The sequence below is a fragment of the Oceanobacillus profundus genome, from assembly GCF_003515705.1.
In the GTDB taxonomy this organism is placed as follows: Bacteria; Bacillota; Bacilli; order Bacillales; family Amphibacillaceae; genus Oceanobacillus; species Oceanobacillus profundus.
Window position 1 is genome coordinate 32,412 of record NZ_QWEH01000017.1, and the last position, 16,467, is coordinate 48,878.

Consider the following 16,467-nt stretch of genomic DNA (forward strand, 5'->3'; position numbering starts at 1 on the left):
TTATACGAGTTGCGGTCCAGGGAAGAAACCTTTTTAATGGTTAAACGTAATAAAGTATGTAAACAAATAAAGGGAGGAGATTAAATGTTTGGAGAACCACCTAAATGCACTGTTTGCGAGAGAGAAATAAAAGGTGATGAAACTGTTCTAATAAGGATGCGTTATCCAAAACGTAAAGGTATGACAGAGATTAAGGCTTATTTAAAAAATGAAGGAAAATTTATTTGTGAGGATTGTTCTAATAAAAAATCAAATTAACACTACTAAGTTAACTGGCGCTTTAGTTGAAGATTTGCTTTCCGAAATAATCAATCTTTTTTATAAAAACTAAACTTAATTCTGCTGGATAAGAACCCATTTTGATCAATCTTTTGGCAAAATGGGCTCTTATTATTTATTGTAAAATGTGGGTTTGGAAGGAGATTATGATCATACTTTATTTTAAATCCACAGTGTTTGTGTCTCCTTGTAACTCTCTCCTTCCCCACGTAACTTTGTTCTTCCCTTATGGAACTTAGTTGGTATCGAAGCGAGAAAAGGAAGCGGAAAGGGCAGCGGATAGCTCAATATGTATTCAATCGGTTTTTCCAATAAAAATTCAATATCAATTTGGGACGGATTCAATATGTTCGTCCCTTTTTTGTTTTCGCCAAAATGGGCGATAAGCCTAGTTCAATCCCTTGCCGTTACTGGATTCCAAGTCCGTAGGATTTTCTCCATCTTTATTCGTTCTATTCTTCCGTCTCTTCTGTTCCAAAACTGCTCCCTTTCTTCGACTAGATAAGGGATTGAGGGGGATTTGGGGAAATACCGAGGGAGTTACAGTGGCATAGTTTGATTTTTTACAAAAAAGTTCTATCCTAAAGAAGTGCACGTTATTCTCATTTAGAGTAACGTGCTTTTTTCCTTAGTTTGTTGGACGAAAGTAACTTTGTATTTAAAAAACTTCGTTCAGCGCTCGCCAATTAAGAAATTAACGATTCTAAAATTGCGTTGGATAATTTATAAACATGATAATAGGAGTATTCAAATTGCACATTATACCGTTTATTTGAAAGGTTTTAAAACAAGCGTTGTAGCTTTAGGGTAATTTAAAGAACGATAAATTTAATAAAGAGTGATTATAGATAAGTTGGCTTCTATAGAAATGAAGCCTTCAAAGGAAGCAAAGAGACCCAATAGGGTCTCTTTACTAAAAATATTCCACGGGTAACTTAGAAACCATCCTAAAATACCCCATGATAAGATTCAATTACTTTATTAATTGCATCAGCAATCCCTGTATAAAAAGCTTTTTTCTCTACCAACGGTGTTAATTCCATTAATCGGATACGATAATTTTCCATTGGATTTTTAGGCTCTGTATTATCTTCATGCTGAGGATATACTGCCCAAACTTCATGAACGGGTCGGTATCTATGCCATTGACCAGGGAACTTTTGCCGATATAAAAATGATGAATTCATGTTATTCCTATAGGATATTAATTGACGCATAGTGTCCGTCTGCCTACTTCCTTGCAGCCGACTACTATCCCAAATGAACCGCAATGGTCTATATTTAAAATCAACCATGATGGTTCCAATATATTCATCCGATTCGTATATGTCCATTCGTACATCCGGTCGGTTATGGGAACCGTTCGTAAAAATTGGCCTATTTAAAATGGTTTCTTCTTTCTTAAAAGGCAACGATTCATCATAAACCAAACACAACTTCACTGTATTTTTTTTAAATTCTACAATGCTCCCCGGCTCTAGAAAAGGAATTTGAAAGGATTTTGAATTAGGATTGATGTCAAAAATCCACCCTTTGACAACTTCAAAGCCCACTGTTTTATGCTGAAGCCCTTCTATTAACTGCAAAAACCCCCAGATTTCATACAATAAATCAGTCCGTTTCCAGTAGAAATCATAGGAAGTATCTAACGAAATATTGAATTCTTCATTCTTCAGCACACGGTACATTTGATATAAGTCTCTATAACGAAAATCTAAATGCATTACATGTGGCACAGCTGCTGGATGTTTATCCTCCACTTCCTCAAACCATTCTGTTCCAAGAATGTTTTGGGATTCTCCACGAATGCGGCCAACAAATCGTTCATAATCTTTTAATTCGTTTAGGACTTTTATTTTTGACCGAATTTGAACATGCATATCATCATGGAAATTCCGTTCTCTTCCAATTTCTCGCTTTACTTTTTCTTGATGCTTTTCTAAATAATTAAGGAGCTCATTCATTTCCCTAATTATGAATCGCAATATTTTCTTAACCCATTGGTTCTCCAGTAAATTGTAATTACGGGTATGAGTGGGATTAAAAATATAATTTTGGCTTTCTGGATGCCTCGCCCGATATCGAATACTTGTCGCATCGATTGCACCTTCTTTTCCTTCTGGAACCAAACTATATTCCTTGCGAATGCGCATGCTTGGATTAGTTTCAATGGATTTCAAAGCCGTAATCCATTTTGAAAAATTCTTTTTAAGTATATATATCTTCCGAAGAATATGGATAGGAATAGGAATTGTACTATTCACACTAAGACTTGCGTTTTTTCGAACCAAATCTTGTGCCAATCCATGCAAAGATTCTTCTATATCCTCTCGCATTGAAACCCATTGTTCCTCCGTTATTTGTTTCGGTTTTACCTTCAACCAGGAGTAATAGGGTATCCCTTCCACTACAACCTTGATTCGATAGTAACCAGGAATAAATGGATAGTAACTATCGGGATTAGTGGTCGACCCTCTAGGAGGATTATTAAACAATAGTACTAGCATGTTGGAAGGGGCTAAAAACGCCACATCATCCTCACCAACATCTAAAAGCCGCATTGGAATGGTATCCAGACCGTCCATATAAAACCGTGCTGAATTATCCTCACTAGTAAATTCCAATGATAGTCGTTTATTTTCTATTATTTCTGGGATATCCTCATCTGTCATTCGATACAACTGTAGTTCATCTGTAACAAAGTTCGTAATTGGAATCTCAATGTCCGGACTTTGATATTCGGGTTGTCGAAAGAGTACCTTAAACGGTGTGACCATATAATCTTAACTCCTTTGATTTATCTACAATTTCCTTTTGAGTTCGTTCAAAAATATATGAATCTGGCATTGTAGATAGAAGATCCAAGAAGGCGCTATTTTCTACTTCCTTTTTATCTATATTATAACGACCTAGCAAATCAGTAAATTGCTCCTCAGAACCGCGTATTTTAGTGAGCACTCTTTGTACCACCTGTAAATCGAAAGCTTCTTCTCTCGTCAGTGGGGAGTTCGCAGGTAAGTTTTTTAAAAACGTACTGATTTGTCGAACTATTCGCCAACCAATGCCTATATTACGACCACATTTTTGCAACTCTTCATGCAAATCCCATAAAAATTGTGATTCGAAAGAACTTAATGAAATCTCACGCTCCATTCTTCTAAACGAAGTATACGTATCATATGAAAAGGAATTTTCCCTTCTGTTTGATAATGATTCCTCCTTATTACGTTCTTCCTTCAACCTTAACACATCGTTGTAAGGTTGAATTTTTAAAGTAATGACATTGGCTCGGTCAAGTACTTTATCCGAGAAATGGTAGGTTGATTCATCCAAGTTCACGGTACCAACAAAAATAACATTGCTTCCTATTCTCACGGTTGAAGGAAACACATTTTGGTTATAGATACGAGTACTGAATTCATCATTATACAATTTCAAGAATCGCTTGTTTTCTTCTAATTCCAGCACAGATAGAAATTGTGAAAAGTAATGTTCCACTCTAGCAAGATTCATTTCGTCAAAGCAGACAATGTGCAGGTCATCCGGGTACTCATTAGCAGCACGAGTCAAAAGATTCATCAATCCTGAGTCTCCAGGTCGATATACATTATGCAAGGTATCTAAGTAGCCAATCACGTCAGCATCATCCTGCCAAAATGGGCGCACTGGAATAAACAACATCTGGGATTTACCTAATTTTAGTGCATTCGCATAGCATTGAACTAACTTTGTTTTCCCCGTTCCACTCATACCTGCTAGAATGACTAGACCACCTGTTTTCATGGCTGTATGGAAATTATACAAATCTTTTATATCGTAATAGAGACCCATGCGTTTACATTCATTTTCGAAAAGTTTCATAAACTCCAATTCTTTATCTGTTTCCTGCTTATCCTCCGTAATCGTCGTCTCTGTATTTAAAACTGGAGCATCGACAGAAGCTGCTGTTTGCATCACAGTTTGTTCCATTTCTTCAAAATTACCCAACACTTCCCCGTTTCCATCTAGCATTTTTTGTAATTTATTACAATTATTGGAGTCCATAAACAAAACTTGGTCGTGTAGGTAGCTGTCCATTATATACTCTAACTGCAAATTGATTTTATGAATTTGTGTTGAAGCGGGATGAAAACGGAAACCTCCCGCAGCATAATCATGCATATTAAACTGCCCATATAAGGTATATTCCTGCTTATCTTGCCCATGTCTCCACAATATCATGGACGGCGTGTCATCGTCATCATTTGAAATATTCTTATTGTCACCGACGTATTTTCTGTTAAATAATTGCTGTTCGAAAAGCTCTTGCGTTCGCTCTGTTGTTTCTTCGGAGAAAATTGGTATAGCATCCAGTATCGTATCGGAGTGAAAAGAATCCGATTTTTTCACCACATGTATGTTTCTCGCAATATGGTATTCTGTTGTTCCAGTTGGCTTTCTTAGTTCCACTTGAAAGAACAAGATATATCGATTTAAAAAGTCTCTTAATGCTTCTTTTCTTGCTGGATGCGGTAACGTAGTATTATCATCGAATCCCCAATTAGCTAAATCCTCCGCAAACCCGCATACATCTTTTATTTGTCGTGGGAAGTTTTCAGGAGGACTGGAAATAATTTCAATGTAAAATTGTAGATTATTATTCCTGTTGATAATGATTGAATTTCTTCCGGTAGAAACTTCTCCGTCTACTGCTAACACACCTACAAAATCAATATCCCACATTTTTCTATCTCCGTACATATCAAAATACCCTCTCTTCAAGTCGGTTATATTTCTTTATTTGTCTTTTCACTACATTGAAATCTTTACAGATATAGACCTTTTCCGGGTTTAAGTTCGTATATGAATCATTATATTTTAATAAAAACTGTTCCGGGTTTGAAAGTTCGTAGGACAAAACCCAGTATTCGTCAAAGTCCTCTGTAAATGAAAAGTCATGTACATCATTTCCTTCAATAAATGTAAAATTAATTGTTTCACTTTGGAAATGGGTCATAAACGCTGGTTTCCCGATCACCATAATTTGATATTTATTGATTTCGTCATCATTCAATACATTTACTTCTAATTCATTATGAATCGTCGCTTTTAATTGAGTCACTTCTTTTTGGAAATGTGCAATCGTCTCCTCAAATTGTTTACGCTCTAACTCCCATTTGTTTTTTTCCTCCCTGTATCTTTTCTCCAACGCTTCCTTCTCTTTTAGTAACGTTCCATATAAATTGTTTTTCTCATCTAATTTTTGAATGGTTTGTCGGTGGCTTTTTTCAAGATCCTCCATCTTAGTTTTGTAATTTTCATCCCTTTTTTTCAATACCTCCGTCAAGTTTTCTAATTTTTTTGCTAATTTCTGTACCTTCTTCCCATCCCCTTTTGGTTGCCCAGGTTCTTGCGACTTCTCATCAACTTCTTTTTCTTCATGTTTTTTCTCAATAAGTTGGGGTTCCACCTTTTCATCAACTCTTATGGACTGATTCGGGAACTCCAATAAACTGCTATGTTCATCTTGAAGAAATGCGAAAAATTGTATTGCCTTTCTTTCCTGGCTTTCGCAGAACAATTTGATAAGAACGTCAGGCACGCCACCTTCAGCGGCAATGTCCACTAATTCATTCATTTCTTTATCAACCAACGTTAATTTTTTAAATTCAGGTGGAGGATTCTCCGCAGCCCATAAAACTAATTTTTTGTAATTGCTCTTGTTCAATAAGTTAGTAATCAACCGATTCCGATTCGCACTAATATCTTGAATGGTATTAGTCCGGAAACCATTGCAAACCACCTTCTTCTTTTTATGAATTTGAAGTATTACGTCATTGTCAAACTTGGTTAATATCCATCTCCAAACATCTTTTCCTGTCATTTATAGTTCTTCTCCTTAATCGAGGATTTGTTTGTAATAGAAATCATTTACATTTATTCCAATTTCAAGGTCATAAACATTCTCCTTTCTGACTTTTCATCCGAATTTGGAGGAATATTCCGCATTTTATAAGTCAATTCTCCCTATCATTCAAGATGAATTTTTTATCTCCTTAAGTTATCTCGATATATCTATACCTGGTTGAAATAATTTTCCAATGATAACTTATATTTACATTTTAATAGATTTAAAGTCTGATATACAAGATATTTCTAAGAAATAAGAATTCCTTGCATTTTATTTATTGAAGTAACTAGGTCAAAAAGTCGGTGAATATTGTACTATGATGGGCTTCTTTTTCAAAAATGCTTTATATATTAAGATCGTTCCTTTTAGTGGAACGGACTGGGTGCAATTTTAGATTTATTTTTTGGTTAATATGAAATGAAGATAAGGTTCATCTGAAAGACAGATTCAATAATGGTTAAAAAAAGAATTAGGGGTTAAAGATATTATCGCTAAAAGAGAAGGTAGCAAGAAATATGAACGAGAATATTTGACCTGTTTTGGGAACCTCTGCTCGAAACGCTATATCTGATATATATTTAAAGCAATATGACCTAATGAGAATAATGCAATATTTAAAGAAAAAACATATTACTCCAAAGGGTAAAGAGCTGCCAAAAGCTTTAAGTATAGCTTATGTTGGGTTAACTCGCCCTACTCATCTTCTTTGTTTGACTATGAGACCCGAAACCATCTATGTAAATGAAAAGTCCGGTAGGCAAATAAGATATCTATCAGATTGAGGAATTGAAAGATGGATCAAGGAACTGTTGAATGGCAATGAAGTTATTTCACTAAAGTGACCGATTCTTTCGTCACACATTGTCTGGTTTTTAAGCGACTTTATTGTTACTGATATGAGTAAAATGAGTATAGATCTTAAAAAATTGAACAACTATTATTGAACGCCGTTCGAATTATTTGAACGGTGTTTGATTGTTTGCTTTATTTGATTAAGAAAAGATTGCTGCGGTTGTTGGATTTAAACCTATGATTACTCTTTACTATGGCCGCTTTGTAAGGATATGCGATTCTAGTAACCAGTAAAATTAAGTATTCAAACGGTTATGATTTATTACGAAGATGACTACTTCAATCAGTTCCGTTTGGTGTAGGATTTTTCTAAATTGGGTATAGTACTTATGGACATCTCAGTGGGAGATGAAAACATGAAATAATGGTAATATGACCTGAGCTTGACAATTGACCGCGAGCTTTTTCACAGGAACCACTGTTTAGTGTAGACAGCCTATTGGTTTCATATTAGCAGACGTGAAGGAAATATCCTTTTCTATTATTCTCAACTTACATTACAAAGATTTTTAAAGGAGATGAGACTTTGACTAGAGATAATAGTTTTATTCTAAATGATGGATCAGCGCTTCCCCTTGTGGGATTAGGCACGATCGGCATTGATGGTGATCAGGGTACATTTGAAATTTTAAACGCCTTAAACACAGGATACCGTTTAATCGATACTTCAACAAACTATAACAATGAAGGTATTGTCGGTGAAGCTGTACGTCGATCCGCACTGCCCAGGGAAGAAATTTTAATCAGTACGAAATTGCCCGGCTCGCACCATGAATACGACAAGGCGTTTATCTTTATTCAAGAATCTTTACGCCGCACTGGATTAAACTATTTTGACAAGTATTTAATTCATTGGCCGAATCCCAAAGATGGCAAATATGTAGAAGCTTGGAAGGCTTTAGTGGATGCTCAAAAACAAGGATTAATCAGAACCATTGGTGTTTCAAACTTTGAACCTGAACATCTGGACAATATTATCGAAGAAACAGGTGTGACTCCTGCTACAAACCAGGTGGAGCGTCAGCCGTATTTTAATAATAACCGTATGGTTGAAGAAAATAAAAAACGGGGTATTCTTACTGAAGCCTGGAGTTCTTTTGGTCGGGGTTATCTGAATGACGTGCTGGAAAATGCCACAATTAAAGAAATCGCGGATAAATACGATAAAACTCCGGCACAGATTATTTTAAACTGGAACTATCAGGCCGGCGTATTTTCTATTCCAAAATCGAGTAATCCAAAGCATCAAAAGGATAATATCAATAGTACCAGCTTTGAATTAGCCCCTGAGGATATGGAAACAATTGATTCACTGGATAAAGGGGAAGCCGGCCGTGTAGAAGGACAGGACCCCAACGAATATCATGAATATGTATAGACAGCCCACTATCTGAGTTAGATATTTTGAGCAATAGATAAGAAATGGGTCTGTTTTAAGCAAATCCACCTTTTATTTTTAAGAATTTTGCTGTTAACGGGCACGATTGTTTAAACAACATTATCGTTACATCCATAAAGTTCTACTTGGAAGTTGCCCTAACAATTAAATAACTTAACTTTTACACCGTCCTCAAATGAGGGCGGTGTAATGTGTATTTACGGCCTCATTTTTAATAATTTTATTCTCTTTATACAGCAAATGAAACCAAAATAAATATCAAACGTATAACAAAGACAAGCATTTTTTAAATAAAAACAAATTTGAGATAAAGGGGTTTTGTATACCTGATGCTTCGTTTTATTCGTCGTAGAAAACGTCGTCTGAAGATGAAAAAAGTTAAAGAGGGAGATGGTCATACATTAAAAGAGTACCGCCTATGGAATATTTTCACTCGCTCATTATTCCATATAGAAATAACCAATGATCAGAATGAGAAAACCGATTACGCTATAAGCTGTAAATATTTTGCGGAGGAGCCTAAAGCTGATTTATACCGCAATGGCATACATATTGCCTACTCTAAGCTTCCAGCTGCTTTCGTAGTAGAAAATGGAGTAATTGAAATAGAAAAAGGTGGGTATGGGATAAATCGGATTCGTTATGATTCGGACAAAGAAGAGACCTTTTCAGTTTATCCAGATAAACGTTCGATTAGGGGTTTACGCATGCGATTGCATAAACGATTTCCCAAAATTAGCTCGCTCATTGGGATGATTGCTATTTTAATTTTATTGACTTCAATAGCCTTGAGTGCACCTCAACTAATAGAAAAGATTACGGAAATTCCTTGGGTTTCTGAAAATATAGGTACATTCAAATCACCAATAGCATTTTCGTTGCAGGTTAATATTTGGATATGGGTTGCGGGTGCGGTAGCTGGGGTAGAACGAACTCTCATGCTTCGTAATCATTGGTTAATTGATATGGAAACAAGCTATTGGGATAGTTAATTTTCTTTCGGTAGTACAATTGCTTCAATCCCGGTGAATTATTCGATCTGCAAGTTTTTTGGTTAAAATAAACTTTATTCTAAAACAACAAAAACCTATAAATCATGCATACTTAGTATGTATTATTTATAGGTTTTTTTATATATTTACAAATAATTTAGTTGTTAATTAGTGTTTTCACTTCGTTTTATTATATACTTAGTATATAATAAAATGAAGTTAGGGATAGGAGGAAGTAAAACATGATTAAGGTAAACAATTTAACAAAGTCGTTTATACAAGGGCAAGCAAGAACGCAAGTATTAAAAGGTGTTGATTTGCACGTTGAAGAAGGGGAATTTGTAGCTATAATGGGGCCAAGTGGCTCTGGGAAAAGTACATTACTACAACTTTTAGGTGGTCTTGATATACCAACTGAAGGGGATATATTAATAAATCAGAATAATTTGAGTGAGATGACGGAAAAAGAAAGAACGATATTCCGCAGAAAATATATAGGGTTTATTTTTCAAAATTACCAGCTGCTACCAACATTAAATGTAGAAGAAAACATAGCTTTTCCTCTTCATGCAGATGGCAGTTTAACGAAAGAAAAATACCAGTTTATTTTAGAATTACTTGATTCTGTTGGATTAAAAGAGCTTGGTCGAAAACGTGCTAATTTACTTAGTGGTGGTCAGCAACAACGAGTAGCTATAGCCAGAGCGCTTGTCAATAATCCCTCCGTATTATTAGCTGATGAACCGACGGGAAATTTAGATAGAAATAAAGCCGAAGAAATTCTCGGGTTAATAGCAAGATTCAACCGAGAAAGCAATCAAACAATCATAATGGTTACGCATGATATTTTCGCAGCTGGGTTTGCAGATCGTATTATTCTTTTTAAAGATGGAGTTATTGATCAAGTGATTTCTAGGAAGGATGATGATTATGCTAAATATGTGGCGAATTTCATGGCTTAACATAATACAAAATAAAAAACGTTTTTCCATTTCATTGCTTGGGATTATTTTAGGTATAGCGTTCGTAACATCTATGCTTATTGCAGACAAAACAACAAATGATGTTTTTGATTATTACGAACAAATGTATGTGGCAAATGCAGATTACTGGGTTCTAAGCGATGAACATACATACTCTGAAGATATTGTTTCGTCAGTTCTGACTAGTTCAGCGGTAACGGAAACACTGCTTGCGCTTGATAAACAAGCTTTCTTTGAGCTTGAGGGTGATCAATCACTAAATCAAAGATCTGTACGAATTACAGGTGTAAATGATCAAGATAGTTCTTTGCTAAAACTTCCTGTAATTGAAGGAAGTTTAGATAATGAAGGCTTGGTGATACCAGACGTTGTTGCAAATCTGTTAAATAAAAAGGTAGGAGATACAATTAGGTTTACCGATTTGGGAGAAGCTAAGGTTTCCGCCATTGTTGAATACACGCAGCTGCTTGCAAGTCCGAGTGACTGGGAAGGTGCTGAACAGAAGAGCTTCCGAATTATGTCTCCACTTGATTTATTAAGAGATTGGACTGGTATGGATAATGAGCTTTCATATGTAAGGTTCCAAACAAATGATGAAGGAGAGAAGCTTTTTCAATCCCTCCAGGAAGAATTTCTTAATTCAAATGTATATGTACAACCAGTTGTCGCGGATGATCTACAAAGTAATGACATTGGGGGACTTTATACATTTTTTTACCTAATCGCTGGGTTATCCATGTTTATCAGTGGGTTTATTGTTTTTAATATGATTTATACAAGTGTTATGGAGAGAAAAAAAGAATTTGCGATAATGAAGAGTTTTGGTTATCTTCAACGTTCTGTTTCTAGACTTATTCTTATTGAAGTACTACTTTTGGCATTAATAGGTGTAGCTATTGGAGTGCCCATTGGAATTTTGCTTGGAGATATGTTCATGCAAACTTTGCTTAGCGTGTTTGAGTTTGACATGGTTTACACATTAAATTGGCAGATGCCTACACTAACAGCTGTAGTAATTGGAATTTTATTTCCTGTTGTCTTTTCTTTATTTCCAATTTATAATGCGGGGAAAACCTCAGTTTTATTGACGTTAAAAATGGCAGATCAAACACAATCATCGAAGAGAGGATACATATTTAGGGCTGTTCTGGGAGCTGGCTTGCTAATCTTTGTATTTATCGATCACCCTGTCTCTTACTTAGCTATTTTGGCAAGCATCATTTTGTTGTTTCCATTATTGTTACTGGGTGTGAATCGGATATTTAAACCTATTTTGAAGCTATTCTTTGGCTATTCTGGTAGTCTGGCAGCTAAAAGCCTAAAACAGCAATTAAATCGAAACGCCAATACTTCCGCTATTCTTGCCGTTGGAATAGCAGTGATATTATTACTAAGTGCTGTTATCGAATCTGCTCCGGAAGGTTATGAAAATGAAATTAGGAATACGTATGGTGGCGACCTAAGAGTTACATCAGAAGCGCCTTGGTCTGATCAGGATAGGGCAAAACTGCTAGCCTATGATTCTGTTGCGAATGCTGAGCCCTTAACGGAAGCTACGCCAATTACATGGGAAACAATAGACGGAGAGAAGAGACAGTTTTCTATTTTTGCTGCAGATAAAGAAGGACCCACTTTATTTGAGCGTTCTGAAAAGGATAAATCATATAATGAGCTGACAAAGGAACCATCTATTCTCCTTGGCGAAAGAGCCTTTGATGAATGGGGCGGAAGTGTAGGGGGATATATTTCCATTAATACACCTTCAGGTAATCAGCAATTTAAAGTCATTGACGTTGTGAAAACATCGAATTACGCAGGCTATACCGCATTTATGGATGAGAATCATTTAAATAATGAATTTGGTTGGGCGAATAGTTTTGACATGCTGCTAACTTTAAATGACGGATATACGGCTGAACAATTACGAGATCAGTTATGGCTGGATTTCAGCAATCATCTCTCAAAAGTTGAAACGGTAGAAGATGAAATTAAATCATCTACTTCCGCATTATCTGGCATGAACGAGTTAATTCTAGTCATGTTAGTTTTAATTATCGGGCTAGCAAGTATTGGTACAGCTAACACTTTACTGATGAACACTTTGGAGCGCACCTCTGAGATAGGGACAATGCGAGCGCTTGGTCTTACGAAACAGCAAGTTAAAAAAATGATAATTGGAGAAGGTTTGCTTATAGGATTGTCAGGGGTTATTGGTGGTATAATTTCAGGTGTGGTTTTACTTTATGTTACTAGCCAATCCGAACTTTTAGAAGGGTTTATATCTTTTCAAATACCTTTAGGAAATATTATCCTGGCACTGATTGCTGGTATTTCTCTTAGCCTTTTTGCTTCTTGGATTTCTAGTGCTACGGCGGGTAAAATAAATATTATATCATCACTTAAAGAAGGTTGAGCAATTATGTCGGTTAAGTACGGAATATTAACATTGCTATATTTGCAAGAAAATCATGGATATGAATTAAAACTGGAGCTGGAATCCCTTCTAGGAACCAAAGGGAAAATTAATCCTGGTCAAATTTATACGACTTTGGATCGTCTTATTCGTGATCTGCTTGTCTCATCTGTAGGAATGGATGACCAAGAAAGAAAACTTTATGAAATAACTACGGAAGGTAAAAGTGAGCTGGAAAATTGGCTGCTGGAACTTGTACCCTATCATTCTACAAAAGATGATTTTCATTTTAAATGGAGCTGTGCTCGTAAGATTGGTTTCGAACAGGAAAAGGAAATGCTTGATCAACAAAAGGCAATGATAATGAAAGATGTTTTGGAATTGACTAAACTAAAAACGGAATTTCTTCTTCGAGGTGACGAGAATAGGTATTTATTAATTAGTGGTACCCTCTTGCATTTAGAAGCAGATTTAAACTGGATCCATCAAGTTGAAAGTCGAAATCGGTCCTAATTTAAAAAGAGTATGAAGTAATTGAAAGAAGTAAAAATCCCCAAAAATATATTGCGAAGAAACCGTTGAAGCAGTTTTAGATTTAATGTAGGCAAATAGCATCTATCTTTATAAGAAATACAAGAATAGAGCAACACCATCAAGGTGCTGCTCCTTGTTATTACATAGACTTATAATTAAAAAACTTTATTGTCATTTAAAATTATTTTTTTATAAAAAATCGCTTTCGATCGAAGGTTTTTCCGGTTACGCTGGTTTCAAAATCAAATGATCCTTTTGAAGAAGTTCTACTAAGTGGACCTGATGAATTAACCAAAACCCAAGTTATTGTTTCTTTGTTAATTAAAAGTTCCCTATTTTATTGGTCTTATGAATATCTTCCGTTCCTGCATCCACTGCAGTCTTGTAATATTCACATTTATGATTTATAAGTTCCATTGTCTTCTTTAGCTCTTCCAATTGTGCTTCTGCAACAGCTTTTCGTTCCAAGAACATGTCATATCTTTTTTGTAGCGTGGAATCTCCATCGGAACACCAATCGATAAATTTTTTAATTTCCTTAATAGGCATCCCTGTAGATTTAAGGCATTCAATTACATTTAAAGCGTCTATATCGGATTCTTTAAACAATCTTGTTCCGTTAGGTGTCCGTTCTACAAAAGGCATTAGGCCCTCCTTATCGTAGTAACGTAAAGTATATACGGTGAGATTTAACTTTTTTGCAACTTCACTGATAGAATATGTCACAGTTGTTTATCTCCTTTTGATATAGATTTCGAGTTAACTCTAGGTTTTGGCGAAATTTTATCACGCTGAATACGGAATGTCAAAGTATAAATAAATCCTTATTTATTTGTTGACCTAGAGTTAACTATAGGGTTTATCCTAGTTTTGCAGGAGAATAATAATTAAATTCCCTAAAAAATCAAGTTATTGGAGGGCTATACAGATGGTAACAGCTAAAGCACGAGCAGTAGACGGTCCGGATCAACCGTTTCGAGCTGCTGAAATTAAAAGACGTGATCTTGATTCGCATGATGTTCTGATTGAAATTAAATATGCAGGCATTTGTCATTCCGATATTCATACAGCTCACGGTGAATGGGGTCCAGTCAACTATCCACTTGTACCTGGCCATGAGATTGCAGGCATTGTTACGGCTATAGGACCTAACGTTTTAAAGTATACTATCGGGGATCGAGTTGGTGTCGGATGTATGGTAGGCTCCTGTGGTGAATGTGAGAACTGCCGTAATGGAGAGGAGCAATATTGTCTCGAAGGTAAAGTCGATACTTACGCTGGCGTTGATAAATACGGGGAACCAACTCAAGGCGGTTATTCTACCCATATTGTCGTACCTGAAGACTTCGTACTCCGAATACCTGATAATATTGAATTTGATGTTGCAGCACCACTACTTTGCGCTGGTATTACGACATATTCTCCATTAAATCATTGGGCGGCGGGCTCTGGCAAGAAGATTGCTATTGTAGGTATGGGTGGTCTTGGGCATATGGCTGTTCAAATTGCCCATGCCATGGGTGCTGAAGTTACTGTTCTATCACAAACATTGAAGAAAAAGGATGATGGTTATAAATTAGGAGCAGACAATTACTATGCAACAAGTGACACAGAAACATTCGAGAAACTTGCTGGTTACTTTGACTTAATTATTAACACGGTAAGTGCAGATATTGACTTGAATGCATATTTAGGATTACTGACTCTTGATGGTACTCTCGTAAATGTCGGTGCTCCTGCAGAACCGCTGTCACTCAACGTGATAAATTTAATCGGTCATCGTCGTTCATTTGCAGGTTCGATGATTGGAGGCATCCGTGAGACACAGGAAATGTTAGATTTCTGTGCAAAACATAACATTGTTCCTAAAATTGAAGTGATTACGGCTGATCAAATTGACGAAGCGTATGAACGAGTATTGGCTTCTGATGTAAAATATAGATTCGTGATTGACATTAGTACAATGTGAATTCTGCTAATACAAAAACAGGGCTGATCCAATCGGATTTTGCCCTGTTTTTTGTCCAATACGCCTTTAATTTCCTCTCAATGTGAATAAATAATACCATGATAATCTAAAGTATGATTAAATAAAGAAATAGAAAAATTGTTTGGAAAGAGGAAAGTAAATGAATGCAAATACAAGCACAAAGCAAAAAAGAACCATAATATTTAAAAAGGTACTACGTGCATTAGCAGTTGCGATAGGTGCCTTTATAACAGCATATGGTCTTGAGTCGGTCCTGATCCCAAACAACGTGTCAGATGGTGGCGTGACGGGTTTAAGTATAGTCGGTTCACAACTGTTCGGATTACCTCTTGGAGTTTTAATTGCGATATTGAATATTCCGTTCGTGTTTTTAGGATATAAACAAATCGGGAAAAGCTTTGCGATTTACTCTGTTATTGGTATTGCTACACTTGCGTTTGGGACAAGCATTATGCACCATATACCAATTATAGTTCAAGGAGATACATTGTTAGTGACCGTCGTTGGTGGTATTATCATTGGCTTCGGTATGGGGTTAGCATTACGAAATGGTGGCGCATTAGATGGTATTGATATGTTAGCGGTATTGCTATCCCGAAAATTGCCTTTTGGAACAAGTGACCTTATTCTATTTTTAAATATGTTTGTTTTTATAGTCGTTTCCACAGTTTTCGGATTACAAGGGGCTTTCTTGTCAGGGATAGCTTATTTTATTGCTTCTAAAGTGATTCATATAGTTGAGGAAGGTTTAAGTGGTTCTAAGACCTATAAAATTATCACTAGTCATCCGGATTTAATGGTAGAAACCATACGTGATCGTTTAGGTCGCAGTGCAACCTATAATCTGGTTGAAGGTGGTTATACAAATGAAAAATTTAAAGAAATTACGTGTATTATTAATCGTTTAGAAGATAGTAAGATGAAAGAAATTATTAACGAAATTGACAAACATGCTTTTATTGCTGTGTATGATGTGGCAGAAGTAAAAGGCGGTAGTTTCAAGAAGAAAGACATTCATTAATACAGGTCTTTGTTTTAAAAATCAATACAAATTGAGGCTGGATCCTTTATTGGATTCAGTTTTTTTTATGTATTATCATCTCTTGATTGGAAAAGTTGCTATTTTTACTGTGGA

At 35.8% G+C, this 16,467-nt stretch carries 12 protein-coding genes and 1 pseudogene; 9 read left to right on the top strand and 4 right to left on the bottom strand.

Annotated features, from left to right (window positions below; all coding sequences use genetic code 11):
• Window positions 1-84: 84 nt before the first annotated feature.
• Window positions 85-258: a Fe3+ hydroxamate ABC transporter substrate-binding protein gene (locus tag D1B32_RS19075; protein ID WP_118890175.1), complete on the top strand. Its 174-nt coding sequence runs from the start codon at window positions 85-87 to the stop codon at window positions 256-258.
• A 968-nt stretch (window positions 259-1,226) separates the two neighbouring features.
• On the opposite strand, the gene D1B32_RS19085 is transcribed toward D1B32_RS19075, so the two are convergent.
• The 3 genes from D1B32_RS19085 to D1B32_RS19095 are packed head-to-tail and all read right to left on the bottom strand — an operon-like array spanning window position 1,227 to window position 6,142.
• Entirely contained in the window at window positions 1,227-3,056 is a 1,830-nt protein-coding gene (locus tag D1B32_RS19085) for a DUF2357 domain-containing protein (RefSeq protein ID WP_118890177.1), read from the bottom strand.
• Window positions 3,040-5,001 carry an McrB family protein gene (locus D1B32_RS19090; protein ID WP_240033843.1) on the bottom strand — a complete coding sequence of 654 codons (1,962 nt, stop codon included), beginning with the start codon at window positions 4,999-5,001 and terminating at the stop codon, window positions 3,040-3,042. Before D1B32_RS19090 ends, D1B32_RS19085 begins: the two co-directional genes overlap by 17 nt.
• A gap of 19 nt (window positions 5,002-5,020) precedes the next feature.
• Entirely contained in the window at window positions 5,021-6,142 is a 1,122-nt protein-coding gene (locus tag D1B32_RS19095) for a hypothetical protein (RefSeq protein ID WP_118890179.1), read from the bottom strand.
• A gap of 1,023 nt (window positions 6,143-7,165) precedes the next feature.
• On the opposite strand from D1B32_RS19095, the pseudogene D1B32_RS24325 reads away from it, so the two are divergent.
• The 6 genes and pseudogenes from D1B32_RS24325 to D1B32_RS19120 all read left to right on the top strand — a co-directional run.
• Window positions 7,166-7,277: pseudogene (locus tag D1B32_RS24325) on the top strand (GNAT family N-acetyltransferase); the annotation flags it as partial.
• Between the two features lie 270 nt (window positions 7,278-7,547).
• The gene (locus D1B32_RS19100; RefSeq protein WP_095313006.1) at window positions 7,548-8,399 is read left to right on the top strand and encodes an aldo/keto reductase; all 852 of its coding nucleotides are present in this window, start codon (window positions 7,548-7,550) and stop codon (window positions 8,397-8,399) included.
• 350 nt (window positions 8,400-8,749) lie between these two features.
• Entirely contained in the window at window positions 8,750-9,412 is a 663-nt protein-coding gene (locus D1B32_RS19105) for a hypothetical protein (protein ID WP_095313008.1), read from the top strand.
• Window positions 9,413-9,654: 242 nt separating this feature from the next.
• Window positions 9,655-10,374, top strand: a complete 720-nt coding sequence (locus D1B32_RS19110; RefSeq protein WP_095313010.1) for an ABC transporter ATP-binding protein — start codon at window positions 9,655-9,657, stop codon at window positions 10,372-10,374.
• Entirely contained in the window at window positions 10,343-12,808 is a 2,466-nt protein-coding gene (locus D1B32_RS19115) for an FtsX-like permease family protein (protein WP_118890204.1), read from the top strand. The genes D1B32_RS19110 and D1B32_RS19115 overlap by 32 nt, the downstream gene beginning before the upstream one ends.
• A 6-nt stretch (window positions 12,809-12,814) precedes the next feature.
• Window positions 12,815-13,321 (top strand): PadR family transcriptional regulator, encoded by a 507-nt coding sequence (locus tag D1B32_RS19120; protein ID WP_095313013.1) that lies wholly within the window; start codon window positions 12,815-12,817, stop codon window positions 13,319-13,321.
• A gap of 342 nt (window positions 13,322-13,663) precedes the next feature.
• On the opposite strand, the gene D1B32_RS19125 is transcribed toward D1B32_RS19120, so the two are convergent.
• The gene (locus D1B32_RS19125; protein WP_118890180.1) at window positions 13,664-14,068 is read right to left on the bottom strand and encodes a MerR family transcriptional regulator; all 405 of its coding nucleotides are present in this window, start codon (window positions 14,066-14,068) and stop codon (window positions 13,664-13,666) included.
• Between the two features lie 202 nt (window positions 14,069-14,270).
• On the opposite strand from D1B32_RS19125, the gene D1B32_RS19130 reads away from it, so the two are divergent.
• Complete coding sequence (locus tag D1B32_RS19130) at window positions 14,271-15,311, top strand: NAD(P)-dependent alcohol dehydrogenase (RefSeq protein ID WP_118890181.1); 1,041 nt, start codon at window positions 14,271-14,273, stop codon at window positions 15,309-15,311.
• Window positions 15,312-15,471: 160 nt separating this feature from the next.
• On the top strand, window positions 15,472-16,353 hold the full coding sequence (locus tag D1B32_RS19135; protein ID WP_118890182.1) for a YitT family protein: 882 nt from the start codon (window positions 15,472-15,474) through the stop codon (window positions 16,351-16,353).
• Window positions 16,354-16,467: the final 114 nt, after the last annotated feature.